This is a genomic window from Arthrobacter sp. HMSC08H08, assembly GCF_001807575.1.
Lineage (GTDB): Bacteria > Actinomycetota > Actinomycetes > Actinomycetales > Micrococcaceae > Pseudoglutamicibacter > Pseudoglutamicibacter albus.
This window is the reverse complement of record NZ_KV789409.1, coordinates 1-23,548: the sequence shown is the minus strand read 5'-3', so window position 1 is coordinate 23,548 and position 23,548 is coordinate 1. Positions and strand designations below refer to the sequence as shown.

The 23,548-nt window shown below is 58.9% G+C and carries 22 protein-coding genes; 1 reads left to right on the top strand and 21 read right to left on the bottom strand.

From position 1 onward, the window contains the following. Window positions 1–50: 50 nt before the first annotated feature. The 12 genes from tatC to HMPREF3175_RS08870 all read right to left on the bottom strand — a co-directional run bounded on the left by tatC (window position 51) and on the right by HMPREF3175_RS08870 (window position 12,983). A complete protein-coding gene (tatC, locus tag HMPREF3175_RS08925; RefSeq protein WP_141742520.1) occupies window positions 51–872 on the bottom strand; it encodes a twin-arginine translocase subunit TatC in 822 nt (273 codons plus the stop codon). 10 nt (window positions 873–882) lie between these two features. Next, window positions 883–1,155 carry a Sec-independent protein translocase subunit TatA gene (gene tatA / locus HMPREF3175_RS08920; protein ID WP_070492095.1) on the bottom strand — a complete coding sequence of 91 codons (273 nt, stop codon included), beginning with the start codon at window positions 1,153–1,155 and terminating at the stop codon, window positions 883–885. Window positions 1,156–1,383: 228 nt separating this feature from the next. Then, on the bottom strand, window positions 1,384–1,767 hold the full coding sequence (locus HMPREF3175_RS08915) for a hypothetical protein (RefSeq protein WP_070492092.1): 384 nt from the start codon (window positions 1,765–1,767) through the stop codon (window positions 1,384–1,386). Between the two features lie 46 nt (window positions 1,768–1,813). Then, the gene (locus HMPREF3175_RS08910) at window positions 1,814–3,928 is read right to left on the bottom strand and encodes a helix-turn-helix transcriptional regulator (RefSeq protein WP_141742519.1); all 2,115 of its coding nucleotides are present in this window, start codon (window positions 3,926–3,928) and stop codon (window positions 1,814–1,816) included. A 55-nt stretch (window positions 3,929–3,983) separates the two neighbouring features. Then, a complete protein-coding gene (locus tag HMPREF3175_RS08905; RefSeq protein WP_035755282.1) occupies window positions 3,984–4,385 on the bottom strand; it encodes an FKBP-type peptidyl-prolyl cis-trans isomerase in 402 nt (133 codons plus the stop codon). A gap of 62 nt (window positions 4,386–4,447) precedes the next feature. Continuing rightward, window positions 4,448–5,263 (bottom strand): FKBP-type peptidyl-prolyl cis-trans isomerase, encoded by an 816-nt coding sequence (locus tag HMPREF3175_RS08900; RefSeq protein WP_141739764.1) that lies wholly within the window; start codon window positions 5,261–5,263, stop codon window positions 4,448–4,450. Between the two features lie 228 nt (window positions 5,264–5,491). Then, window positions 5,492–7,003 (bottom strand): proteasome accessory factor PafA2 family protein, encoded by a 1,512-nt coding sequence (locus tag HMPREF3175_RS08895; protein WP_070492087.1) that lies wholly within the window; start codon window positions 7,001–7,003, stop codon window positions 5,492–5,494. Further along, complete coding sequence (locus HMPREF3175_RS08890) at window positions 7,000–7,191, bottom strand: ubiquitin-like protein Pup (protein WP_035755288.1); 192 nt, start codon at window positions 7,189–7,191, stop codon at window positions 7,000–7,002. The genes HMPREF3175_RS08895 and HMPREF3175_RS08890 overlap by 4 nt, the downstream gene beginning before the upstream one ends. A gap of 89 nt (window positions 7,192–7,280) precedes the next feature. Further along, a complete protein-coding gene (dop, locus tag HMPREF3175_RS08885) occupies window positions 7,281–8,945 on the bottom strand; it encodes a depupylase/deamidase Dop (protein ID WP_141742518.1) in 1,665 nt (554 codons plus the stop codon). 26 nt (window positions 8,946–8,971) lie between these two features. Next, window positions 8,972–10,663 (bottom strand): proteasome ATPase, encoded by a 1,692-nt coding sequence (gene arc, locus HMPREF3175_RS08880; protein WP_070492082.1) that lies wholly within the window; start codon window positions 10,661–10,663, stop codon window positions 8,972–8,974. A gap of 89 nt (window positions 10,664–10,752) precedes the next feature. After that, window positions 10,753–11,826, bottom strand: coding sequence for a tRNA (adenine-N1)-methyltransferase (locus HMPREF3175_RS08875; protein ID WP_070492080.1), 1,074 nt, complete (start codon window positions 11,824–11,826; stop codon window positions 10,753–10,755). A 14-nt stretch (window positions 11,827–11,840) separates the two neighbouring features. Then, complete coding sequence (locus tag HMPREF3175_RS08870) at window positions 11,841–12,983, bottom strand: site-2 protease family protein (RefSeq protein ID WP_052048325.1); 1,143 nt, start codon at window positions 12,981–12,983, stop codon at window positions 11,841–11,843. Between the two features lie 85 nt (window positions 12,984–13,068). On the opposite strand from HMPREF3175_RS08870, the gene HMPREF3175_RS08865 reads away from it, so the two are divergent. After that, window positions 13,069–14,049 carry a PAC2 family protein gene (locus HMPREF3175_RS08865; RefSeq protein ID WP_070492077.1) on the top strand — a complete coding sequence of 327 codons (981 nt, stop codon included), beginning with the start codon at window positions 13,069–13,071 and terminating at the stop codon, window positions 14,047–14,049. Between the two features lie 6 nt (window positions 14,050–14,055). Here the strand turns inward: HMPREF3175_RS08865 and mshC are convergent, their stop codons facing one another. From mshC to HMPREF3175_RS08815, 9 genes are all read right to left on the bottom strand, one after another. Next, window positions 14,056–15,330 carry a cysteine--1-D-myo-inosityl 2-amino-2-deoxy-alpha-D-glucopyranoside ligase gene (gene mshC / locus HMPREF3175_RS08860; RefSeq protein WP_070492074.1) on the bottom strand — a complete coding sequence of 425 codons (1,275 nt, stop codon included), beginning with the start codon at window positions 15,328–15,330 and terminating at the stop codon, window positions 14,056–14,058. Window positions 15,331–15,404: 74 nt separating this feature from the next. Further along, complete coding sequence (locus HMPREF3175_RS08855; protein WP_070492303.1) at window positions 15,405–16,241, bottom strand: undecaprenyl-diphosphate phosphatase; 837 nt, start codon at window positions 16,239–16,241, stop codon at window positions 15,405–15,407. A gap of 32 nt (window positions 16,242–16,273) precedes the next feature. Then, window positions 16,274–17,425 (bottom strand): acyl-CoA dehydrogenase family protein, encoded by a 1,152-nt coding sequence (locus tag HMPREF3175_RS08850; protein WP_070492071.1) that lies wholly within the window; start codon window positions 17,423–17,425, stop codon window positions 16,274–16,276. 47 nt (window positions 17,426–17,472) lie between these two features. Beyond that, window positions 17,473–18,849 (bottom strand): M20/M25/M40 family metallo-hydrolase, encoded by a 1,377-nt coding sequence (locus HMPREF3175_RS08845; RefSeq protein ID WP_083289535.1) that lies wholly within the window; start codon window positions 18,847–18,849, stop codon window positions 17,473–17,475. Between the two features lie 134 nt (window positions 18,850–18,983). Then, window positions 18,984–19,412, bottom strand: a complete 429-nt coding sequence (locus HMPREF3175_RS10210) for a hypothetical protein (RefSeq protein WP_141739762.1) — start codon at window positions 19,410–19,412, stop codon at window positions 18,984–18,986. A 1,012-nt stretch (window positions 19,413–20,424) separates the two neighbouring features. Beyond that, the gene (locus HMPREF3175_RS08830) at window positions 20,425–21,018 is read right to left on the bottom strand and encodes a hypothetical protein (protein WP_141739761.1); all 594 of its coding nucleotides are present in this window, start codon (window positions 21,016–21,018) and stop codon (window positions 20,425–20,427) included. A 191-nt stretch (window positions 21,019–21,209) separates the two neighbouring features. After that, the gene (locus HMPREF3175_RS08825; protein WP_070492061.1) at window positions 21,210–21,713 is read right to left on the bottom strand and encodes a hypothetical protein; all 504 of its coding nucleotides are present in this window, start codon (window positions 21,711–21,713) and stop codon (window positions 21,210–21,212) included. Between the two features lie 103 nt (window positions 21,714–21,816). Further along, the gene (locus tag HMPREF3175_RS10335) at window positions 21,817–23,127 is read right to left on the bottom strand and encodes a hypothetical protein (RefSeq protein WP_070492058.1); all 1,311 of its coding nucleotides are present in this window, start codon (window positions 23,125–23,127) and stop codon (window positions 21,817–21,819) included. A 5-nt stretch (window positions 23,128–23,132) separates the two neighbouring features. Beyond that, the gene (locus HMPREF3175_RS08815) at window positions 23,133–23,456 is read right to left on the bottom strand and encodes a hypothetical protein (RefSeq protein WP_070492055.1); all 324 of its coding nucleotides are present in this window, start codon (window positions 23,454–23,456) and stop codon (window positions 23,133–23,135) included. Between the last annotated feature and the right edge of the window lie 92 nt (window positions 23,457–23,548).

Here is a 23,548-nt window from a genome sequence, read left to right as displayed (position 1 = left end):
GACTCCTGCTGGGGTCGGTTGACGCGGTGGGCGGGTTTCCGCGGTGTCGTCTAAAGCTCATCACTTCCTTTGGGCGCCGATACAGCCCGAGCGGCCTCGACCTCGGTTGGTGCCGCTTCGCGGTTCTTGACCTCGCGTTTGGCCCGCCGCCGGTCCAGGATCCAACAGAACAGTGTGGCCGCGATGAACAGCACCAGCATGGGACCGGCGATGAAGAACATGCTCAACGCGTCACCACCGGGTGCGGCCACAGCTGAGAACACGGTGATCAGAAACACCGTGATCCGCCAATGCTTCAGAATCGACTTAGCAGGCAAAATCCCCACCAAGTTGAGCCCAACCATCCCGACCGGCAGAACCATCGCAATCCCGAACGCGAGAGTCAGGCGGGTCACGAACGGCAAGAAGTCCATGACCGGGATGATGTTGTCCGCCTGGTCAGGGGTTAGCGAGAGGAAGAACCGGAGCGCATGCGGGATCACATAGATGCCGAGCGCCACACCCATCAGAAACAGCGGGATCGCCGCCGCCATGAAGGAAACCGTGAGGCGCTTTTCCTTCCGTAACAGGCCAGGGACGATGAACGCCCAGATCTGCCAGATGAACATCGGTGCCGCCAAGACCATACCGATCCACAGGGCGACCCTGATCATGACATCGAGCGGGGCGATCGCCGAACCGAAGTTGATGGTTCCACCAAGATCGGAAACGAGCTCGATCATGAACGCCATGACTGGCTTATACAGGAAAAAGCCAACGATGGACGTGACCAGTAGCGTGATAACGCAAACAATGAGCCGGTTGCGGAACTCTTTAAAGTGCCGCTTTAAGGGCATGTGCCCGCCGGTGTTCTTCCGCCGAGTGCTCGACACCACTGAAGGTTTACTTGTTCTCTTCCCGAGCCTGCGGGGTGTCTACGATGCGGCCTTCAAGAGGCTCTTTGGGCTGGTTCTCAGCCGAGCTGGATTCCGCCTTGCCTTCCTTCTCGGAAGCCTTGGCAGCTTCTTCGTCCTTCTTCATCTGCCGCATCTCGGATTTGAAGATGCGGGTCGATTCACCCAGGCTGCGTGCGATGGTCGGCAACTTGGGCAGCGCGAACAGCACAAGAATGACGACGATGATGATCGCCCAGGCCATGGGTGACGGCGGATGCATAGTTGCTACTCCTTCAAGCGTTCGGTGAGACAACCCGCCAAACATGGGTTGTCATCTAACTTCTCTTATTCTAGTGCAGGGGTCTACCCAGGCAGGTGAGCAACGGCGGCGGTTGCGAGACCTCCGTGATTGCGAGACGCCCTGGTTCCGAGACGTCGGCACTCAGGCTTGGCGGAGTGTGGCTTGAGGTTTCGCCGTTGTGCCTGGGCATAGCCGGCATCGTTGGCGTTAGCGGACTGCGGTGTCCTCATCGACGTCGTGGATGTCTTCCCAACGGCGTGGCCGTCCTGTGGCCCACAGCATGTCGATGCGGCGCTTCCGGCGCGCTTCAACGCGATGATCGCGTTGGTTGGCTCGAGCCGCGCGCACCACGGCGGGGTCAGCAAAGGTGGCGTCCCAGCCGACGGGCGTTCCGTGGCGGCCTTCCGCGCTCAGCGAGGCGACCGGTTCAGCGTCAGTCTGTAACGCATCGGCGATCTTCTCACTTGCTTGAGACACATCAACGAGCGAAGCACGCACTTTACGCCATAAGTGCAGGGCGCCCCAGGCGAGCATCGCGATCAGCCCCAGGGAAAGTGCGAGCCATAACAAGGTCCACATGAACCAATTCACTTCTGCTCCTGATGGTTGGGGTTTGGATCGTGTGCCGGGATCTGCTTCAATGCGCGCATCCCGTCACGCCACGAATCAGTTCAGTGCCCACTGTACGGCACTTCCGTGAGCGATCGAGTAACCCCTCGAGCGCTAAGCTGACGTCGTGCCGCAATTGGGTCGGCGCGATGATGCGCATGTCCCCGCCTGCTGCAGCGACCGAACGCGCGACCCGTTCAGCACTGATCACCTCGATGCGGCCGATGAGTTCATGCTCGGTGCGCTTGGTTGCACTGGGACGGAACGCGGGCGCCATCCACTCTGCATTCGGTCCGAACGCGACCAGGGCGTCGATCCCTTCGCCCTGCTCTTGGGTACCGCGCGCTTGAACGCCGTACGGGTGTACCGGAGTGTGGGTCGCTTCGCGCTCAGTGATGTTCATATGCACGATGCGCTCCAACAGGAAGGTACGCTCGTCGCTTCGAAGATGGCACCACGCCCGCACATAGAGCTTGTCATCAACCCTGATCAGAGTGAGCGGATCGATGCTGCGTTCCGTGGTGGCGTCAAGGCCCGCATATTCGAGCTCAACGGTTCGCCGGTCTGCGATCACTTGGCCTAGTTTCTGGGCAAAACCTGCCGTTTCGTGGCCGGGTTCTCCTGCCTCGATGGCGACGACCTTATCGAAGGCGCCGAGCTGTTCGCGTGCTTGCATCAGTTTGTGCATCACAGTCTGCGCCGCTGCATGGACAGTGGGGGCAATGCCTGGGATCGAAACCAACAGTTGACAGCCCAAAAGTAATGCAGTGGCTTCTTGCAATGACACGTTGAGCGGGTACCTCAACGCATCACCTCCGGTGAGTTGAACGTTTCCGTTCTCGATGCTCAACGCAAAGTTCTCTTGAGATCCCGCTGCGTCTTCGGTCAGCTGCGCACCTAACTCAAGGGTTGCAACCCGTCGCTGGATTTCGCTGACGCTCACACCGAAGCGATGCGCCAGGTCTTCCAGGCCGGTGATCCCTTCGCCCTGGATCACAGCAACCAAGCTCACAACATCAGCCAGGACGTGATCTGTTGAAGGCCTTCCGCCTGCTGATATACGCACTCTCGGAGCCGCGGCATCAGCGCCTGTTGGGTCAGCATTCGCGGCAATGGCTGCCTCGACCAACGCTTCAACATCCTCGAGCGCTGCGCGTTCGGGCTGATCGGTTTCTGTCACATCAAGTTCCGGGACACCGATGTCAGCTTCCGCATCGACCACGGCAGCCCCGATAGCCGCGCATTCCCGCACCACATCGGGATAGACGCCCTGGATCTCGATGACCTCTACCCCACCACCGTGAGCCACGCTGCGGCCGCGAGCCTTCATCTCAGCTCCCGTACCTTCAGCAACAGCGATCAGCACCGTATGGCGAGGCTCACGCTCGCTCAACCTGCCGAGCTCTTGACGCATCGAAAACTTATCCGGGCGCCCATAGATCTCGTGGACCATTTCGGTTTTGCGTGCGTTGGCTTGCGCGACATGCCCTTGGACGCGGTCGAGCCTGAACATCCGTTCGCCCCCGCGTTCGATGTCCCCACCGAACATGTACCAACGGCCCGCTTTCTGCCCCACACCCCACGGCATGATTCTGCGTGAGGTCAGTTCACCGTTGGCCGCACGGTAATCGAACGCGACCGGATATTCGCATAAGGCTGCCAGGATCAACGCTTCAGCGGCCTCTGGCGGGTTGCTCAGCTCGACACGTGCTCCGAGCCCCGAGGTTTCCCTACCACTGAGGCGATCGGATGCACCACCAACGAGCCGAGCGGATGCTCGACGCGCGTGGGATCCCCAACTGCTACCCCCAACAGCGGCCGCGGCAAGAGAGGTCACAAGCCGTTCAGTCTCGCTCAAATGAAGCTCAGGTAGCCTGTGCGCGGGCAGGTCGATGCGGTAGCGCACCTCCCCTAAGCCGTCAGCTTCGAGCCTTTCCACAGTGAGTTCAAGCCCGAGCGCGCGCAGACGGCTCTTATCGCGTTCAAATGCACGTTCAAAAGCGGCGTCGCTGAGGCCGCGATACTCAGGGATACGTTCCCGGAGCATGGCTGCAGTGAGTCCTATGCGAGTCGAGGTAAGCACGCGCATGAGCCCCACGGCTTTCGCCGCAGGGCTCACGGGCTTAACGTTGCTTCTGCTCACTGTTGCTTCTTAGCTTCGTGCGCTAGATTCTCTCCGGGCTTCTAACACGCCTTTTCTAGCGCACTGCCAGAAGATCAACCACGAAGATGAGGGCTTCGTTAGGGCCGATCGCGGGAGGTGCTCCGTGTTCGCCGTATGCGAGGTTGGCTGGGATTTCGAGTCGGCGGCGCCCGCCAACCTTCATGCCGAGCAGGCCTTCGTCCCAACCCTGAATAACCTGACCGATGCCTGCGGTGAATTCGAGTGGCTGGCCACGGTTCCAGGACGCGTCGAACTCTTCTCCAGTGGAGAAAGCAACGCCGACGTAGTGGGTTGTCACGTGCGAGCCGCGTGCGACTTCCGAGCCGGTGCCTTCGATCTCATCGATGATTTTCAGCTCGGTTGGTACCTCGCTACCTGGGAAGTCGATTTCTGGTTTCTCGCGGTCGATATCAAAGTTCCGCTGTCCAAAAGACATACTGCTTTTCTCCTGCGTCTTGGAGGTCGGTGTTTAGGCTGTGAGGTCGATGTTTTGACTGGTTAGTCGTTGTCGGTTGCGTCCCGCTGGGTTTCAACCTTCTCGATGGTCACGAGGAACACGAGCGTGCCCTTTGGTGGGTTGCCGGTGTCCCCTGGGGATTCCTCGCCGTAGGCTTTATCCCCCGGGATCGTGAGCAATACCGTGGTGCCGGCCTTGAGGCCTTCGAGGCCTTCCGTCCAGCCTTGAATAACCTGGTTGAGCCCGAACGTGCTTGGTTCAGGTGCGTCGAAGTTACCGTCGAACTGTTTGGCATCGGACCATTTAGCGCCGGAGTAGCGCACCGTCAGCATGGATTCCTTGGTGGCCTTAGGCCCCTTGGTGCCTTCGTCGATGACGTCGACCTGGAGTTTCTTAGGTGCGTCAGATTCAGGGATGGTTACCGTGTAGGTGTCTTTCTTACCCTTGTCTAAGCTTGGCTTATCGCCCTTTTCCGAAGACTTCTTCCACTTCACTGACGGGTCTTTCGCATCCTCAACATGGATGACCCACAACTGCGGGCTGTCAACGCTAGGCGAGGTGATGAAGTAAGCGATGTCGGAGCCTACGGTCGCTTCTTTGAGACCGTCGTAGAGCCCTTCAACACCAACGAGTGCGTCCTTGTCGAGTGTGAGCGCTTGCGGCTGCTTGAAGCTACCCGGCTGCAGTTCCTTGCCCGTTTCTGCATCGAAGGTCGCCAGACGCAACTGGACGCTCTGACCGTCCTTAAGCTTGGCGCCATCACCCTTGTTGACGAGCTTGGCTGTGGCTTTTTCGCCCTTGAGCGGGTTCTTGAAGTCCGCTGCGACTTTGTCTTTGCCCTCATGGGTGATCTTCACGGAGTCCAAGTCAGCAGGTGCGCCAGTGTTTCCCTTGTCCGTGTCTTGTTCTGTTGTTTGAAGTTGACTATCTCCGGACGCCGAGCTAGCGGGTTCATCTTTGGAGCCCGAGCATGCGGCCAAAGACAGGGCCAGGGTGCCGACTAGGGTTGCAGTCGCTAGTTTGCGCACTGAAAACCTTCCTTCGCAGTATGAGCAGAGACGAGGGTGGATATTCGTGGGTTAACTCTACAGTCCACCTGGGACCATGTTTCGCGCGGGAAGTGAAGCGAAAACTGTGTCGATGTCGGTGGCGGTGTTCTCTACGCCACGCACGTGTTCGCCGGAGCCAAGCGATTCCCGGTTCAGAGGAAGTGCACCGATCAGCTCCGCCGCTGCCTGCGATGTCGCCTCAAGCGGGTCTGGCATGAGCACTTTCGTTTCGGCAGTATCTGTGAGCCGGAAGCTCATCCAATCAGCTTTATACCCCGCCCCGCACGTCTTAGCTGCAGCGATCAATGCACCGCGTGAGAATGCCCGTGTGGTGCGCGGTGGATTGGTACGTGCGTGTTCAACCGCATCGGGTGCTGTTATCCGCTCCAAGAGACCAGCGGCTTCCAGTTTTTCTTGCAACGAGGAACTACCCGGTTGGGCCAGCTCATGATAAGCGAGTTCGAGGCGGCGCATGGAGGCATGGCTCCAGTCCACTCCGCGGCGGGCAGCATTGCGTTCTAGGAGTCTGCGTTTAGCCTCAAAATCTAAAGTTGTGGCAACAGTGCTGAGGTCTTCGGCCTGCCACGCATCCAAGGTTCGGCGCCACAACGTCAGTGCGGTGGCCATCAGCGGGTCACGCTCCACAGCCCCACTTCGTTGAGCGTGAGCTGCGGCTTGTTCATAGAAATACTCCTGAACATCTACAGCGCTGAGCCGGCGGCCGTTGTCGAAGTTCACAAGCGTGTGCCCGTCCGCGTCATCAGACACGGCACGTAGCGCATCCACCGGATGCGCTATCTCACCAAGATCAGACCCGCCACCGGCCTCGAGCCAATCCAAAACAAGCCACGTCGAAGCGACCTTCAATAAGGTGGAAGCCTCAGACACATTGGTGTCGCCCACAATCACGTGCAGACGCCGGTGCTTAGCCGCATCCGCATGTGGTTCATCGCGGGTGTTGATCATCGGGCGGGAACGGGTCGAACCTGAGGAAACGGCCTCCCACATGTGCCGGGCGCGCGGAGAGAGCACATAGCGGGGTTTGTCATCGAACAAACGGATATGGCCTGAGCCGCATAGCAACGGGCGTGTTACCAAAAAAGGGATGAGCGTATGGGCCAGCCGGGCAGCAGCCAGCTTACGCGGGATCATATAGTTCTCGTGGCAGCCGAAAGCGTTACCGGCGGAGTCCACGTTATTACGCAACAGGTGCACGGTCCCTGGATGGGGTGAATCCTCCCAGGAGTCCTCGGCTATCTGTGCAAGCTGTTCCAGGGTCCGCGCCCCTGCACGGTCCTGTTCGAGCACCTCGCCCAGCATCGAGCATTCGGCGGTAGCAACCTCGGGGTGGGACCCGACATCCAGATAGAGCCGCGAACCGTTCGGTAGGAACACCGAGGTCGCTCGTCCCCATTCGATCACCGGCTGAAATAAATGCTTGGCAACCTCATCGACCTCAGGGGCACGCCCGCTACGAGCGCTGTAGGCAAGACCGTATTCGGTTTCCAAGCCCACAATCCGGTTCGCGGCAGGGTACGGCTGGCTCACTGCCCGCCCTTTTGCACGTAGCCGGAAACGAACTCGGAAGCGTTGCTTTCCAATAATCCGTCGATCTCATCGAGGATCGAATCCACGCCTGCGTCCTGACCCTGCGTGTTGATCTGCGGGGTGTCCGCGGTTTCGTTGCTCTGTTCCGCGGGTGATTCGCTCTGTTGGTTGATGCGTTCCTGGGCCATGTTCTACTCCCTACTTCCCTATGCCGTTTCAGTTCCCGGTGGTCTTTGCATGCCGGTTGCTGTGTGCCTCCATGCTACAAACCCGCCTGTTAGAGGGCGTGCGGGTCGCTCGCGCTCGCCGTGTGTGCGTTCATTGATGCGTTGATGGATGAACAGAATTCGCTCAAGCGGAATTCGTTCGGGGATGTGGCGCTGACTTCCTCGCAGGTGCCCGCCCACGGCACGGGCATGTCGATGCGTTCGATGGGGCCGTTGGTTTCGAAGGTCAGGCTCTCCCACGATGCGGCGTTCAGTTGGCTGCCGAATGTTGTCACGGCCTGGCCACGGGCCCACGCGCGTGTGTTGGCAGGTGGTGTGGTCATTGCCGTAACGATATCGGCTTCCGTAAGCACGGTTTCTGCTTTGCCGGCGCACTCAAGTGCCCACGCTAGGCCTTTACCTTCCCTCATGTCAGACCATTGCAGGTCGATGAGTTTGAGCTGGTCTGCTTCCCAGGCGTCCGGATCCTCAATGTCGAGCCCGCCACGAGCGGCGTAGGCCCGCAGTAGCGCGTATTTGCCGCGCCATTCAACTAACCGGTCAGCGACAGTGTCGTTAGCACGCAACGCATCGATCACCCGCCGCCATAGTGGCAACACCTCGCGCTCCGCTCCGGTAGCCTCGGCGTCGCTTGCGGCGTAGGCTTCTGCCGCTTCGAGATAGCTCTCCTGGATATCAAGCGCACTCACTCGCTGGCCATCAATCGTTGGCACCTGAACGTGCAATGCAGGGTCGTGGGAGAAAATTTTCACCGCGGCCACCGGATCAACAATCTCAACGCGCGGGCATCGGCCTGCTTCGATGAGACGCAAAACCCAGTTGGTTGCACCCATACGGAGGCGAGCGGAAACACCCCAACAATTCGCATCCCCCACAATCACGTGCAAGCGGCGAAAACGACTATGTTGAGCATGCGGCTCATCCCGCGTGTTCACCAGTGGGCGCCGCAGAGTGGTTTCCAACCCTACGCGCTGCTCAAAATAGTCGGCACGCTGGGAGACCTGAAAACCCGGTTTCTCACCGAACTGCCCCAACCCAACCCGGCCGGAGCCGCAGACGATATGCCGAGTAGCGAAGAACGGCAGCAGGCCTGACACGAGGGCATCGAACGGTAACGCACGCGGGGTCAGATAATTCTCGTGCGTTCCATACGAGGCACCCTTACCGTCCACATTGTTCTTGTGCAGAAGAATCTCGTGCCCGATGCGCCCGCTAGCGATCCGCGCCGCCGCGCCCGCCAGGCGGTCACCTGCCTGATCCCACACCGCGGCATCGTAGGAGTTCGTGGTCTCCGGGGAGGAATATTCGGGGTGAGCGTGATCAACATAGAAGCGGGCACCGTTACCCAAAACCGAGTTCATCAGAATCCTGCCCGCACCACCCTTAGCCGTAGCCCCTGCGGCAACTGAGGTCCCTTCATGGGTCAGCTGGGATTCGTGGGCGTCTGCGCGCCTCATCGAAAAGCCGCGGGCGTCATCAAGCGGCCGCTCATACAGGTAATCCCACGGGGCGGCAGCGCTTGCTGAGCCGAGCTGTTCGAGTGCCTCCCCCATCGCGGTCACTACCGCCGCGGAGAGCTGTGTTGGTGTCAGCCCGGAACCGGGGGCGATGACCCCGTATTCGGTCTCGGTGCCCATAATCCGTTCGCCGGGTGCCCGCCCTACTAGTCCGGCGGCTACTAAACCAACCGGGACGTGTTGTTGGATCGTACTCACGCGTGTGGTCTCTGCTTTTTGGTTCCTCACTGATCCCCTGCCGGTTCCGTTTCTTCGCCGTTTTCTTCACCGTTCTCTAGGCGGCGCACGCTCACGATGCGGGTTCGGGTTGGTGTGTTCAGCCCCAGGATGCGGGCCCATTCGTCCGGTGAGCCTTGCGTTGGCATGTGGCCGGAGTGCGTGAACTCGTCTTGGACCGCTGAACGCAGCGGGCCCGCGTCGAGGCCGGTCTCTCCGCCGTTGATCTCGCGTTTGATGGCGGCACGCTTTGCGCGGTCAACGATTGCTTTGACAACTGCGCCGGAGATCAGCTGGGCTCGGCCGATGTAGTGGGGTTGGCCGTCGGTATCGAGACATTCGAACAATGGAGCGTCAGCATCGAAGATTTCGTGTGCCACCACCTCACACAGATGCGCTGCCGCCGCCGCTGCATCGACGTGTTGGGTGAGCTCAGTCCGTGCGATTGGTGTGTCTTCGTTCAGGTAGCGCTGCAAAATATCGAGTGTCGCGGCGCGGTCGGGCCTCTCGATACGCACTTTGACGTCCAGGCGTCCAGGCCGCAACACCGCTGGGTCAAGCATGTCGGCGCGGTTGGTCGCGCCGATCACGAGCACATTCGATAGCTTCTCTACCCCATCGATCTCCGCGAGCAACTGCGGGACGATCGTGGTTTCAACGTCTGAGGACACGCCGGTGCCGCGGGTGCGGAAGAGCGCGTCCATCTCGTCAAAGAACACCACGACGGGGTGGCCGGCTGCCGCTTGATCGCGGGCTTGGTCGAAAATCAACCGGATGTGGCGTTCGGTTTCACCTACGAACTTGTCGAGCAGTTCGGGGCCTTTGACATTGAGGAAGTAAGCGGATGATCCGGTTTGTTCGCTCAAGGCATGGGCGACCGCTTGGGCGATCATCGTCTTGCCTGTCCCCGGAGGCCCGTAGAGCAAAACCCCGCGTGGGGCTTCAAGCCCGTAGGCCGCGAATTTCTCGCGGTGAATGAACGGCAGCTCGATCGCATCGCGAACCTGGGTGATCTGCTGATCCAGTCCGCCGATCATCTGGTAGGTCGTTTGTGGAACCTCGGCCAATTGCAGGCCTGACGTGCCTGAGTCCACCGTGACCGTGGAGAGGGCCATGTCCGTCTTCGGGTCAACGACCACGAGCTCACCGGCCCGGACTCCGCGGCGGGCCAGCTCGGTAGCCGCGCGGACTACGAGCCGTTCGCCTGTGCGGGTTGAAACGACAATCTTATCCGCGCCCAGAGTATCGGCCACGGTCATGACAGTCCCGGTTTCTCGCCGCCCAAGAACAGCCACGACTATGAGGGACTCGTTGACTAGAACATCCGCACCAGGAACTACATACTCATCTTCCAGCAGGGGTGAAATGCTGGTGCGCACGGTTCTTCCGGCGTGCAGGATGTCCACCCCGGCAGCTGCTGCCCCTGGGATTGTACGCGTGCGGTCCGTGATCGCTTCGTGGCGAGCCAGCACTACCGCGTGAGTCAGCGGGAAGTCCCCGTCCCGCTCCAGCGAAGCTCGTAAACCGTCGATTGCTTCGCGTGAGCGGCGCAACGCATCTACTAGCCGCGCGTTTTGTCGGCTCAGGTCCTCTGCCCTGCGCGATAACTCGACGTTGCGGCTACGCACGTCGGCGAGTTCGTTGGAAGAACTCTCCCTGGGTTCCGGCGAAGGTGGCGGTGTTGATGCTTGATCGCTCATGCATCCACCCTACGTGTTGCCCAGCAAAGCAAGCACGATGGTGAGTGTAGCTTCGGCAGTCGATGCGCCGTGCCGTGAAAGGATGCAGCCTAGTCTTCGGGCTGGGTGGCGTGGGTTCCGTTGACTTCGCTTCCGCTGCCTGCATCTGGAAGATCAGCGCCGGCGGCTCGGCCCATCGCTACCGCGTCGCGCGCTGAGCGGCGCAATTTCTTGGCTGAAAGACCCCGCTCCCCTAGCCCTTCGGCTGTCCAGGCTTCTGGGTCGTGATCGGCGGTCCAAGCGGAAACATCTTCAGCCGGGAAGGTCACGTCTTTGACGCGCCGAGACCCTGGAATGCCTACGGCCCCGTCAGCGAGCCGGCGGGTAGTCATCAGAAAACCGGTGTGGGCAACCATGCGGTGATCAGGCCGGACAGCCAAACCTTCAACGTGCCAGCCGCGCACCATCGATTCGAAAGCCTCAGGTTCGGTGAAACGGCCGTCGGAGCGGATCGCTTCGATCACGCGGGAAAGCTGCGTTACGGTCGCAACATAGTTAACCCATACCCCACCTGGAGCCAGAACGGTGGCTACCGCATCCAGGCATTCCCAAGGCGAGAGCATATCCAGCACCACGCGGTCCACACTGCCTGGCTTGTGCTCTTCGACCACACGATCCTGGAAGTCCCCCAAGGATAGTCGGAAAGAGGGCGGAACTTCACCGAACATCGCGGCGATGTTGCCGCGAGCGATATCCGCGAACTCTTCACGGCGCTCAAAGGAATGCACAAGGCCCGTATCGCCAACCGCACGCAACAAAGAAATCGTCAACGCGCCCGAACCGATGCCGGCTTCCACCACGCGCGCGCCCGGGTAGATGTCCCCCATCGTCACGATCTGGCCGGCGTCTTTCGGGTACACCACTGTCGCGCCGCGCGGCATCGACAAAACGAAATCTTTCAAAAGTGGACGCAACGCCTGATACCGAACACCTTCGGAGTTCTCGATGACGCTGCCTTCTGGTTGGCCGAGCAACTGATCGTGGAACAAAACACCAACGTGGGTGTGGAACTCCCCGCCCTCTTTGAGGGTCAGTGTGTGTACGCGGCGGCGCTCGTCTGTGACTTGCACCCTGTCGCCCACTTTGAACGGTCCGCGACGGTGCTGGGCACCTACAGCCACTATTTAAGTCCTTTCGCTCAGCGCCCTTCGAGCGCCTTGACAACGCTTTCGCGACGCACAGCACCAATGCATTGCTGCTGCGAGTCCACTACCAGCACCGTCCCCGTCTCAGAATCAAGTGCGGCACGAGCCAAAATATCACCATCTGATTCAGCGGAGACTACATGGGCGTCCATCGCGTCCATCACAACATGCATCACTGGCGTGCCTGCATACACAGCAGGAAGCATGTTCTGAAGCGGTTCCGGACGCACACGGTACAAGTGCGTTCCGTCTTGGCTTAGGACCAGGACAACGGTGTCGTCAAAGACCCCTGCCTCAACCGCATCGGCCACTGAAGCGTGAGGTGCGAGGCGCACGACGGGGCTGATCAACTGCCCGGCCTGCATTCCTTCGATCCGCAAACGGAAGTGTCCCAACCGAACTGACTTGACCGCTCCATCAAGCAACGGAACGATCATGACCAACAGCATCAGAAGCGTCACGAACTTGGTGTTGTGCTGGGCTTGCACCAAGAAGACGATGACGCTGACCCCGCCGGCCAAAGCGAGGATCCCGCCGATCCATCCGGCAACGATCGTGCCGATCGGCTGACGCCCGGCGATACCCCACACGATTGACTCAACTACCCTGCCGCCATCCAGGGGTAGGCCTGGCAAGAGGTTGAATACGCCGATCGCGAGGTTCGCGATGACCGTCATCATGATGAAGAACTTCAGCGGCCCATCGGGAAGTTGGGCTCCGAGCCAGATGGGAGAATAGATGATCGCGGCAAGGGCAAGGTTGGTGAGCGGCCCCACGATCGAGACGAAGAACGATTGCGACGCTTTTGGTTTCGTCGTATCGAAGCTCGTGTGCCCGCCCCACAGCGTGACTTCGATGCCCGTGGTTTTCCAACCGAGTGCCTTAGCGACGAGCGCGTGGGCGACCTCGTGGATGAGAACCGAGAACATGAGGGCGACTGTCTGTAGAAGCCCCAAGATGATCGCTACAGCGGTAGTGGTCCCTGGCAGCCAGTCTTGGACCACCACAACCACTGCGATGGGAAGGACTAAGGCTACGAAGAACCAGGATGTGGATAGTGAAACGGGTACGCCACCGATACTCCCGAGCGGGAGCGGACGGTTGTACCACGGCTGGGTGGCACCTTCGGTAGGCATGACTCATATCTTAGGTCCTAAAACGCGAACCGATTAATCGGTTGGTCTTTTCACTCGCCGAGAGGGTGACTAGGGTAACGAATAAATGCTTGAAGGTGAGGAGACTGAGCTCGTGAGCAGTGACCGTGAGAGCACTCAACCGCTCGAATCATTACCGTATGAGTCGGTGCCGTTTGATTCGGTCAAGGAGTGGGTGCGCGCCCAGCCAGTCTCGGGTTCGAGTACGGATAAGTTGCGTCCGGCTGTTTTGATCGCGGCTTTCGGTGGCTTTGAGAACGCTGGCCACGCCGCGACCAGCGCCGCGGAATGGATCCTTGAACATGTCGATTCAACCTTGGCGGCCAAGTTAGAACCTGAGGAATATTACGACTTCCTCGTCAATCGACCTTCACGTGTTGCAGGTGTCAACGGAAACCTTAAACTCGCTTGGCCTACTACGCGGTTGTATCGGTTCCGCACCCCTACCGGTTTGGACGTCGTGGTTGCTCTGGGCCCGGAACCTAACATGCGGTGGATCTCGTTTGTTGGTGAGGTTTTGATGCATGCCGAAGCCCTGAACGTTGTTATGGTCACGGCCTTGCACGCCACCGCTGAACAGATACCTCATTCAGCGAATGCCCAGGCGCGCTTGACCTCTGACTCTCGGGCTCTGCGTTCGCTGACCTCAGCGGATCGTTCGGTGGATGTGGGCCCTGCCGGCATTGTTTCGGTGCTTTCGGATACCGCGTGGGCGGCGGGTCTACCTGTTCTGGATGTGTGGGTTGATGTGCCGCGCTATGTTGCCGCGCTACAGGATCCGAAGGCCCAGATCGCTCTGATCGCGGCGCTCGATGAGCATTTCGGTTTGGATCTGCCAACCGATAGTTTGCGTGCGCACGCCGAAGAGTGGGAAGAGGCCCTCGATGCCGCGGCCGCTGAAGACCCGCGGCTGGCAACTCTCTTTTCGGAGCTTAAACAACAACATGCACAGACCGAACAGGAGACTCCGCAGGAGCGCATCGATGGGGAGGCCATTGCGGAAGAGCTCCGCCGCTACCTTTCTGGCCGCGACGACCTCACGTCCTAGAAAGTCCTAGTTCCCGGCAGGCTGCAGTTCGATACCCAGTAGAGCGTTGACGGCGTCTGCGACCAAGCGAGCGGCCGCATCGGAAGTAGCTGGCCCATCGTGCGTTGCCGCGGCCCATTCATCGAGTGCGGCCAAGGCAAGTGGCGCATCGAGGTCGTTGGCAAGTGCGGCCCGCACGCGAGCGAGCACGTCCTCGGCCTGCTGCTGGGTGCTGCGGCCCAGGGCGCTCTCCCACGTTGCGATGCGCTGGTCGGCGCGTTCCAGGTCTGCGTGTTCGAAAGACCAGTCGTCACGGTAGTGATGATCCAGGATAACCGCGCGGATCGCTCGTGGATCGCGCCCTTCGGAGGTCAGCTTTGAGACGAGCACAAGGTTGCCGAGCGACTTCGACATCTTGACCCCGTCAAGGCCAACCATGCCGGTGTGTGCGTAGTGTTCGGCAAGACGGTGACCGGAAACAGCGGCCGTATGGCCTGCAGAGAACTCGTGGTGCGGGAAGATGAGGTCGTTACCGCCGGCCTGGACGGTGAGCGGACCGTCGTTGAGGCGGGCCGCCATGACGGAACATTCGATGTGCCAGCCGGGCCGGCCGTCACCGAGGGTCCCGCCGTCCCAGGATGGTTCCCCTTCGCGGGCCACCCGCCACAACAGCGGATCCAACGGGTCGCGTTTACCTGGACGGTCCGGGTCGCCGCCACGTTCAGCGAAGAACTCGTTCATGGTTTCGGCGTCGTAGTGAGACACATCCCCGAGCCGCCATGCATCCGTTGCTGCAGCCGCGGAGTCGAAGTAGACATCCCCGTCTGGCTCACCGGCCGCACCGCGCACACGGTAGGCGACACCGTCGGCGAGCATCTTCTCAACGCCTTCAACAACCCACGGGATCGCGGCAACCGCGCCCATGTAGTGCTGCGGTGGGATGACCCGTAGCGCCTCCATGTCGCCGCGGAACAGGTTGGTCTGGTCTTCAGCGAGCCATTCCCAATCCACGCCGGTATCGTTGGCCCGCTCCAGGAGCGGGTCGTCGATGTCGGTCACGTTTTGAATGTAGTTCACTTCAAGGCCAGCATCGAGCCACTGCCGGATCAGCAGGTCAAAGGTCACATACGTTGAGGCGTGCCCTAAGTGTGTGGCGTCATAAGGGGTGATACCGCACACGTAGATGGATGCACGATCGTTCGTCTTGACCTCTTCGATCTTTCCTGTCGAGGTATCGAACAACCGCATCGCTGGTGGTTGTCCGGGGACCTGAGGAACGTGTGGTCGTGGCCAAGACTGCACGGGCTCTCCTTACGTTACGGGGTGGAACGCGGGCATAACACTTATCATTCGAGGCTACCGTGTGGCTCGCCCGTTTAGACCGTTGGGTCGATGAGGTTAAGACCGAGCAGGACGAACAGGATGAAGCCCAGCGCGATGCGGTACCACACGAACAGGCGGAACGAGTGGGTTGAGATGTAGCGCAGCAGCCATCCGATCACTACGAAACCGACGATGAACGCGATGACGGTCGCCAACGCGGTGGGGCCTGCACCGTATGGGCCGTCGAAACCGTCTTTAAGTGCTTTCGCGAGTTTGTAGCCGCCGGAGATCATGACCGCGGGGATCGCTAGCAGGAATGAGTAGCGGGTAGCGGCTTCACGCGAATAGCCGAGGGCCAAACCACCCGTGATGGTTCCGCCTGAACGGGATACGCCAGGGATCAACGCGAGCGCTTGGAAGAAACCATAGAGAATACCGTGTTTGACGGTGAGGTCTTGTAGCTGTCGGCGTTGTTTACCCAAGGAGTCCGCGGCCGCGAGCAAGAGGCCGAAGAACACGAGCATGAACGCCACGATCCACAGACTGCGGAAGGTTGTGTCGATCTGTTCTTCCAGTAGCAGACCGAGCACGCCGATCGGGATCGAACCGATGATGATCAGCCAACCCATACGCGCGTCGGGGTCATTGCGCGGCATCTTCCCCACGAGCGCTAGGCACCAGTGCTTGATGATCCGCGCGATGTCTCGCCAGAAGAACAGCAAGACCGCGGTCTCGGTGCCTAGCTGGGTGATCGCGGTGAATGCCGCGCCAGGGTCAGACCCGCCAGGCAGGAAAGACCCCGTGATGCGCAAGTGCGCGGATGAAGAGATCGGAAGAAACTCAGTCAGCCCTTGAACGAGGCCGAGGATCGCTGCGTATAACCATTCCACCACTGCAGGGTATCGTGCCGAGCGGACACAACCTAGCTGTTAGTGGTGTGTTCCACCGGACCAACCAGCCAGTTAGCCACAGATTCCATCGCCGATGGGCGTTGCGACGGATGGTGCATACCTGCCGCAACGTCGCGGTAAAGACGCGAGATCTCTGAGGTGCGCGTGAACCCGGCTCCACCAGAGAGTGCTCGGGCGGTCTCGATGTGGGCTTGGGCGGTGTCGGTAGCCATCGTGCGCAATGTCACCCACCGTGCGACTGTTGCCGGGCTCGGGTTGAGTCCAGCATCCAGTTCGTTGACGACTGATTCGACCACTGCATCGAGCGCGATCTGTTTCATGCCGGCCTCCGCGATAAGCGTACGTGGCGCCGGTTGTTGTGAGAGCGCCAGCCCGGTTGAGCGGGATGTGCGTTCATTCGCGCTCGTGCGTGCGAGCTCGAGCGCGCGGTCTGCGATGCCGACGTACACCGAACCGGTGAGGGTCAGGAAGGAGGCGAAGATCGCCGCAACCAGCGGCTCGGTGGCATCCCACGGCTCAAAACGGGTGTGGATGGTCTCTTCTTTCATCCATGCGTCGGTGAGTTTGGTGGCAAATGATCCGGAAGCCCGCATGCCGAGTGCGTCCCATTCCCCGACTCGCTGCACGCCTTCCTGTGGTTCCACGAACCCGTAGAGCAGCTGGCCGTCATGTTTACCCATGACGCCCAGCCGCGTCCACGCCGGACCTAGGGAGGTGAAGACTTTCAGGCCGTTGAGGGTATAGCCGCCTTGCCCTGGGGTCGCTTGAGTGTAGGAGTCCAGCAGCACGGCGTCGTTGCCTGGTTCGGAGACCCCAAAGGCCAATAGTTCGCCTTCGGAAACCCACTGGCGCATGAACGCGAGCCGATCATCGCCCCAGGACCGCAGGATCTTGTCGACGCCGCACCACACCTGGTGCATGTTCACGGCCAGCGCGGTGGCAGGTGCCGCGGCTGCCAGCATCCTTTCGGCGCGCACCAGGTCTGCGAAGCTCCACCCTGCCCCGCCTTCTTCAACTGGCAACGTAGCGGTGAAGTAGCCGGCTTCTGCGAGGTCGCGCACATCCTGGGCCGCGAACTCGTTGTTCTGGTCGTATTCAGGTGCGCGCTCACGCAGGGTTTCTAGCAGGCCGGGAGTCAGGATTGCTGTGACTCGATCAGACACGGTGATGTCCTTTCCGTTCGTGGTAGGGGCTCTATGGGTTGTGGGCGCTAGTAGTCGAGGAGGAATTCGGAGAGTACGGCGCGGCCGAAAGTGATCGATTCGATGGGTACTCGTTCATCGATCCCGTGGAACATGCCGGTGAAGTCCAGTTCAGCGGGAAGTAGCAGTGGGGCGAAACCGTATCCGTTGATTCCGAGGTCGGCTAGAGCGTTGTTATCGGTTCCTGCGCCGAGCATGTATGGCAGTACGTGGCAGCCGGAGTCGTGGCGGTTCAGGGCCTCCCGCATCGCATCGAAGATGGGGGCATCGATCGGGGCGCTGACTGATGGCCTGTGGTGGTCGATGCTGTAGGTGACGTGTTCGCCTGCGAGTTCAGCGATGCGTTCAAGCGTGGATTCGTGTTTGCCCGGTAGCGTGCGCACATCGAGCCGCGCTTGGGCTTCTTGTGGGATGACGTTGTCTTTGTAGCCGGCTTTCAGGACGGTCGGGTTGCTTGTGGTCTGTAGTGTGTTCGCGATGAACTTCACGGTGGGCCCGAGGGCTTCTAGTTGCGGCTGGGGGTTGGCGGGGTCGAATTCTGTGCCGGTGATGTGCGCGATGCCTTCAAGTAGGGCGGTGGTGGCTTCGTTGTATTCGCGGGGCCAGTCATCGCCTGCGATGCGGGCGATAGCGGTGGCCAGGTGCACGATCGGGTTTTCGTGTGTTACGGCGGATCCGTGCCCGGCGCGCCCGTGGGCGGTGAGTGCGCCCCAGGCGCGGCCTTTCTCGGCGGTTTGGACGAGGTAGAGGCGTTCGCCGTTGATGGTGGTTGAGTAGCCTCCGACTTCGCTGATGGCTTCGGTTGCGCCAGCGAATACTTCTGGGTGGTTTTTGACCATCCATAGTGCACCGTATTCGCCTCCTGCTTCTTCGTCTGCGAAGAACGCGACGATGAGGTCTCTGCGTGGTTTGAGTCCGCGGCGTGCCATGTCTCGCACGGTGGTGAGGATCATCGCGTTCATGTTTTTCATGTCTACGGCTCCGCGGCCCCAGATCATGTCGTCTTTGATGACTGCTTCGAACGGGTTGACGGACCAGTCTTCGGGTTGGGCTGGTACGACGTCGAGGTGACCGTGCACTACGAGCGCGGGCAGGTCGGGTTCGCGGCCCTCGATACGGGCCACGACGCTGGCGCGTCCTGGCGCGGATTCGTACATTGTGGGTTCGAGGCCGACTTCCTGGAGCAGCTCCATGACGTATTCGGCTGCAGGACGTTCATTGGCGGCGTCTGGATAGCTGCCGAGGTTGGTGGTGTCGATGCGGATCAGGTCTCGGCAGATCCTCACTACTTCTTGATCCAGGGATTCCCGTGTACGGGCATCAGGGGCGTGTTCGCTGGAGTATCGCGGTTCGGGATTCTGAGGCGTGAGCACGGAGTCTGGCATGCTCTCAAGTCTAGAACCCTGAAGCGCCCTGGGAATGGTGCGCACTTCGGCTCGCGAAGGATTGAACTATGCCCGGGAGGTACTCCGGCGAGTTCAAGGGGAAGAAGCGGGTTGTTCTCTACAGGGACTGTGCATTACTTTCTTTTGCGGCGACGTCTACGTTCACGCCGCTTTCGTACGCGACCTTTCAGCCAGGCGATAGCAGTTGCCCATTCTTCTTTCTGTTTCTTCACCGCCCACTTAGGTAAGAACGGATAAGGAAGAGGGACACCGCCCGCCCCGAGAAAACCAATAAATCCAATAGCTATGCCAGCGTACATTGGCACCCCTACGAACCAGAACAGCACGAACTTCGGCATATCTAGCTGAGCGAGCAATAGCGCCGCCGAAACAGAACCTGCAGCGAGCCATCCATACGGAAATATATACAGGCTTCCAAGACTCCAGACTGAGTCATACCACGCATCAGATTTCGGTTTACGCACAACCTTGACATAGTAAATCCAATACAACACCGCACAAACCAGCAAGACACCCCAGAGTAGATTGTCTTCTGCAGACACTGTCCCTTACCTTCCCGGACTCATTTAGCTCTCCGCCAAGCCGGTTTTCGAATCACTGAGTGGCCTACTTTCTTCTGCGGGAACGCAGGCGGTCCCGCAATTTCTGCATGTACTCTTTGATATAACCTATGGTTCTAACCAAGTCCTCTTTCTGTTTCATCACCGCCCACTTGGGTAAGAACGGATAAGGAAGTGGGACACCGGCTAACCCGAGAAAAGCAATAGCCACACAAAGGATGACACCCCACGGGACCAACTTCAGGAGCCAATATCCCACAACCTTAGGCAAACCGAGCTGCACAAGCAGGAATGTAGCCGAGAGAGAACCAAACATGAGCGCAAGGTAGGGATATAGGTAAAAGCTAAAGACACTCCAGGGCGATTCCCACCACGACTCATTTTTCGGGTTACGTACAACCTTGACATAGTAAATCCAATACAATATCGCCCAAGTAAGCATGGCGACCCAGAATAGATTGTCCCCTAGAGACACTGTCCCCTACCTCCCCGGACTCATTTAGCTCTCCGCCAAGCCGGTTTTCGAATCAGCGAGGGGGCCACTTCCTCTTGCGGAGACGCCTACGTTCACGCCTAATTCGTGCCCGTACCTTTCGCCTGGCTCTGCTCCTCGCCCATTCCTCTCGACGCTGCTTCACAAACCACTTAGGCACCAACGGATAAGGAAGAGGAACACCGCCTGCCCCAAGAAGCCCAATAAAAGAAAGAGCTATGCTGGCGTACATTGGCACCCCTACGAACCAGAACAGCACGAACTTCGGTATATCCAGTTGACCGAGCAGTGCCGCCACCGAAATAAATCCGAGCATGAGCGAAACGTATGGATATAAATGCAAATGTCTCATGCACCAGCCGGAATATTCATACCGCCAGGAATTCTTCGGATGACGTACAGCCTTGACGTAGTAAATCCAATACAACACCGCCCAAGTAAGCATGGCAACCCATAGTAGATTGTCCTCTGTAGACACTGTCCCCCCCTACCTCCCCGAGCTCAGCTAGCCGCTGGTTCGGATTCGTCTTGCCAGACTTCTATGAGCCATTGAGGTGGAAGCAGAGCCACAGCGCGTTGAAGGATGTACCAGCCGGGTGCAGGGTGTAGCTGGTGCTCTTTACGCAACATGCGGCGCTCGGTGTCATAGAGCAGATATCCGTGTGGAGTATCAAGATAGATCACCACACCGGCCTCGTCACGATCACCTGCTTGATAGGTTCCTTCGACCACGATCATCTCGTATTGGCCATCCACCAGATCTTTGGCCATCTCAGGCTGAATGTGGTTCACGGAATCAGCGAGGGCTTTCACAGAGTCGGCGAGCTCAGAAGCCGGTAGATCATCAGGGATGAGAACAGTCAGGAAGTCTTTCTTCTTAATCACTCCATGCCCTGGCTCATAGTCTCGCCGGAAGTTACGCCGCCCTAAAACCATACTGTCAATCAAAAGCGTGAACCGGCTGTCACGATCTGCAGCCATCATCGTCACGATGCCATCAGTGTGATTCTCTACCGTAGAGATAACGCCTTCCGGGCCTGTCCACACGTGAGCAGCATTAACGGTGCCGTCGGCACGTCGACGCCCTACTTTCACCGCACCTAGCGTGGCGTGAAAGATCTTCCAGAACTGCTCATAGCCCGGTTCTGCTTCACCATTAGTCAACACACAAGTGCCGGTTACATCATGAAGTGTGGGACCATATCCTTCGTATTCACCACCAACCATGTACTGGTATTGTTCCCAGCTTAGAACGATTCTGGTTTCTTGTTCCTTGTGATTGTTCTCTACACTGCCCATTCGAATTCCTTCGCCCACATATATGCAACGTCTGCCCACGCGAAAAGTAGTGCCGCATGGAATGTCAACGCCACATTCATCTCAATACCGCCGCGTATCGCATTCCACTGATACAACACCACCGGTGTACCTTCCTCATTGCGGTAAGAAGCCACACGCAACACGGCCGCAGTATCATCCCCACCCAGAGTGTCCCAACCCAGGTGAATATTGCGGTATTCCGCCAGTTGGTCTGCTAACCCAGCATCCGTGGCGAGGATCTCGTTGTAATAGCCCTCATCCGTGGCGTGCCGCTGATCATAAGCCCTCTGGATGATCACGAAATTAGAACGAAACCCCTCAACACTCCAGAGTTCAGAAGGCCGTCCTTTATAGATGAACACCCCATTATCACTACCGGAGTCATCGACCTCCCAGTCCTCCGGGATAGGCAACCTGAACTTCGCATCAGGATGCTCCGGAATCTTAATCTCAACATCTGGAAAATCCATAAACAACGCCACCCTTCACGTTTCTCACCTTTACCTAAAATCCAGCCACCACACCAAAGCAGCAGCACAACAGGCCCCGCTAACCAGGCGAAAACGGGCCCAGTCAGAACAGATTCTTAAACCAGACCATTCCTTCTTTAAACCTGTCACCAACCCAACTGCCCACATTCCCTCCAACAACACCGCCGACGACACCGCCAATAACGGCACCGGCAGCAGTGCCCACGGGGCCGCCGAAGGAGCCGATTGCGGCGCCGAGAGCTGCACCCCCTTTGGCTCCAAGTGCAGCCCCACCGGCAGTTGCCCCAGCGGTTGCCCCCGCCCGCAACCCCTTCTCAACGTTGCCCATACTTGGGTATTTCCTGGAGTCTTCCTGCCAACTGCTCGCGAAGTTGACGCCACCAGCGAGCAAAACGGAGGAGCGACCAACCCACTTCGAGGCTGTAATGAGTTTGGCTTTCCGTTTGGCTTGATACTTGTTCGCTTTGCGGTTCTTTACTTCACTGACTCCGTAAATGGTTCGTCCTACCAGTAGACGTAGGAAGTCCCTAAAGCTCTCTGGCTTACGCGCGATGTTGCCAGGGTGCTTTCCCTTGATGAAACTGCTCGCAGTTCGTCTCCCGACTCTTACGAGGAGCGCTGGTTCCCATCCGGTCGTCCATTTAACGAGGCGCTCACCTAATTTGCTGCTTTTTGCAATCCACTGCAGCCACCCAGGTGCCCAATTATTTCGAACCTGAAGCGTGGTGTACTTCACCCCTGCAAAGGTCAACGCATTTTCAGTTCTACTCAACCCAAACGCGACGCTTTGCGTGATCCCACCAGCAACGCCCTCTAGATCATTCGCTCCGGTGAATTCATTCAACGTCTGTTGAAAGAAGTTCGAGTCTGCCCCGCCGTTGGCTTCATGTGCTTGCGGGGCCTTGTCTTGTGCATTCTTAGCTGATTTACCGTCAATGTTGATAGCTAGCAGGCTGTCACGGCATCGGTTCTGGACATCGTCCTTATCCTGCGCCAACACAGAAGCATCAGCTTCGATTTCCTTACGCAGACTCTCTTTCTCGTCACGCCCCGCGTCATCGTCATCATCAGGATTCATCGCCTCATAGTTACTGATTTTGTCCATGAGTGCTCTACGGCGTTGCATCAGGCCATCAAGATTAGTCGCATAGTCTCCCAGCACCCTCTTGATAGATTCGCCGGCGTCATCAAACTCACCGACCGTCTTTTCAGGGACCTTCATCGCCTCGACCACGGTAGGAGCCTCAGGCGCTACATACTGGCCTTGAATAGGACGCCACCGAGCATGCACGGTTTTCATGGCATCAGCTGCATCACCAAACCTCGAGCGCAAACCAGATACCCGTGTGCGGATCTCATCCGGATCATCAACCTCTACGACGTTGAAGCTCACTCACCTCACCCCGGCATGTCGATATTGCCTGGGACTGGGCACACGTTGGCAGTCATCTGCTGGTCCCCACCCCAATACAGCTTCAACGCATCACTCGTGGAGCCTGTTGCGGTACGGATCTTAGACATCACACCATCCGCGGTAGGCTCAACAGCACCCTCTTTAACAGCAACTAACGCCCCAGCAACAGCAGGAGAATGCTTCAACACCTCCTGCATACCATCCAACCCAGCTTTCACATCAGCGAAAGCATCATCCAGATCATCAGCGGCGCTGTTGGTTGCTGTAACAGTCTGCGTAGCGGCCGCGTGATGGATATCAAAGTGCATGTGTCACAACTTTCTGAAAGAACAGTCCATCTACCCCCCCCTTAGAAGAGGGGGCACACCCTTGGCTAGCCGATATTCGCTACAGCATTACG

Coding starts and splice junctions, on each gene's coding strand:
- tatA (WP_070492095.1), bottom strand. CDS start 1,155: ATGCATCCGCCGTCACCCATGGCCTGGGCGATCATCATCGTCGTCATT.
- HMPREF3175_RS08905 (WP_035755282.1), bottom strand. CDS start 4,385: ATGTCTTTTGGACAGCGGAACTTTGATATCGACCGCGAGAAACCAGAA.
- HMPREF3175_RS08890 (WP_035755288.1), bottom strand. CDS start 7,191: ATGGCCCAGGAACGCATCAACCAACAGAGCGAATCACCCGCGGAACAG.
- arc (WP_070492082.1), bottom strand. CDS start 10,663: ATGAGCGATCAAGCATCAACACCGCCACCTTCGCCGGAACCCAGGGAG.
- HMPREF3175_RS08870 (WP_052048325.1), bottom strand. CDS start 12,983: ATGCCTACCGAAGGTGCCACCCAGCCGTGGTACAACCGTCCGCTCCCG.
- HMPREF3175_RS08865 (WP_070492077.1), top strand. CDS start 13,069: ATGCTTGAAGGTGAGGAGACTGAGCTCGTGAGCAGTGACCGTGAGAGC.
- HMPREF3175_RS08845 (WP_083289535.1), bottom strand. CDS start 18,849: ATGCCAGACTCCGTGCTCACGCCTCAGAATCCCGAACCGCGATACTCC.
- HMPREF3175_RS08825 (WP_070492061.1), bottom strand. CDS start 21,713: ATGGATTTTCCAGATGTTGAGATTAAGATTCCGGAGCATCCTGATGCG.
- HMPREF3175_RS08815 (WP_070492055.1), bottom strand. CDS start 23,456: ATGCACTTTGATATCCATCACGCGGCCGCTACGCAGACTGTTACAGCA.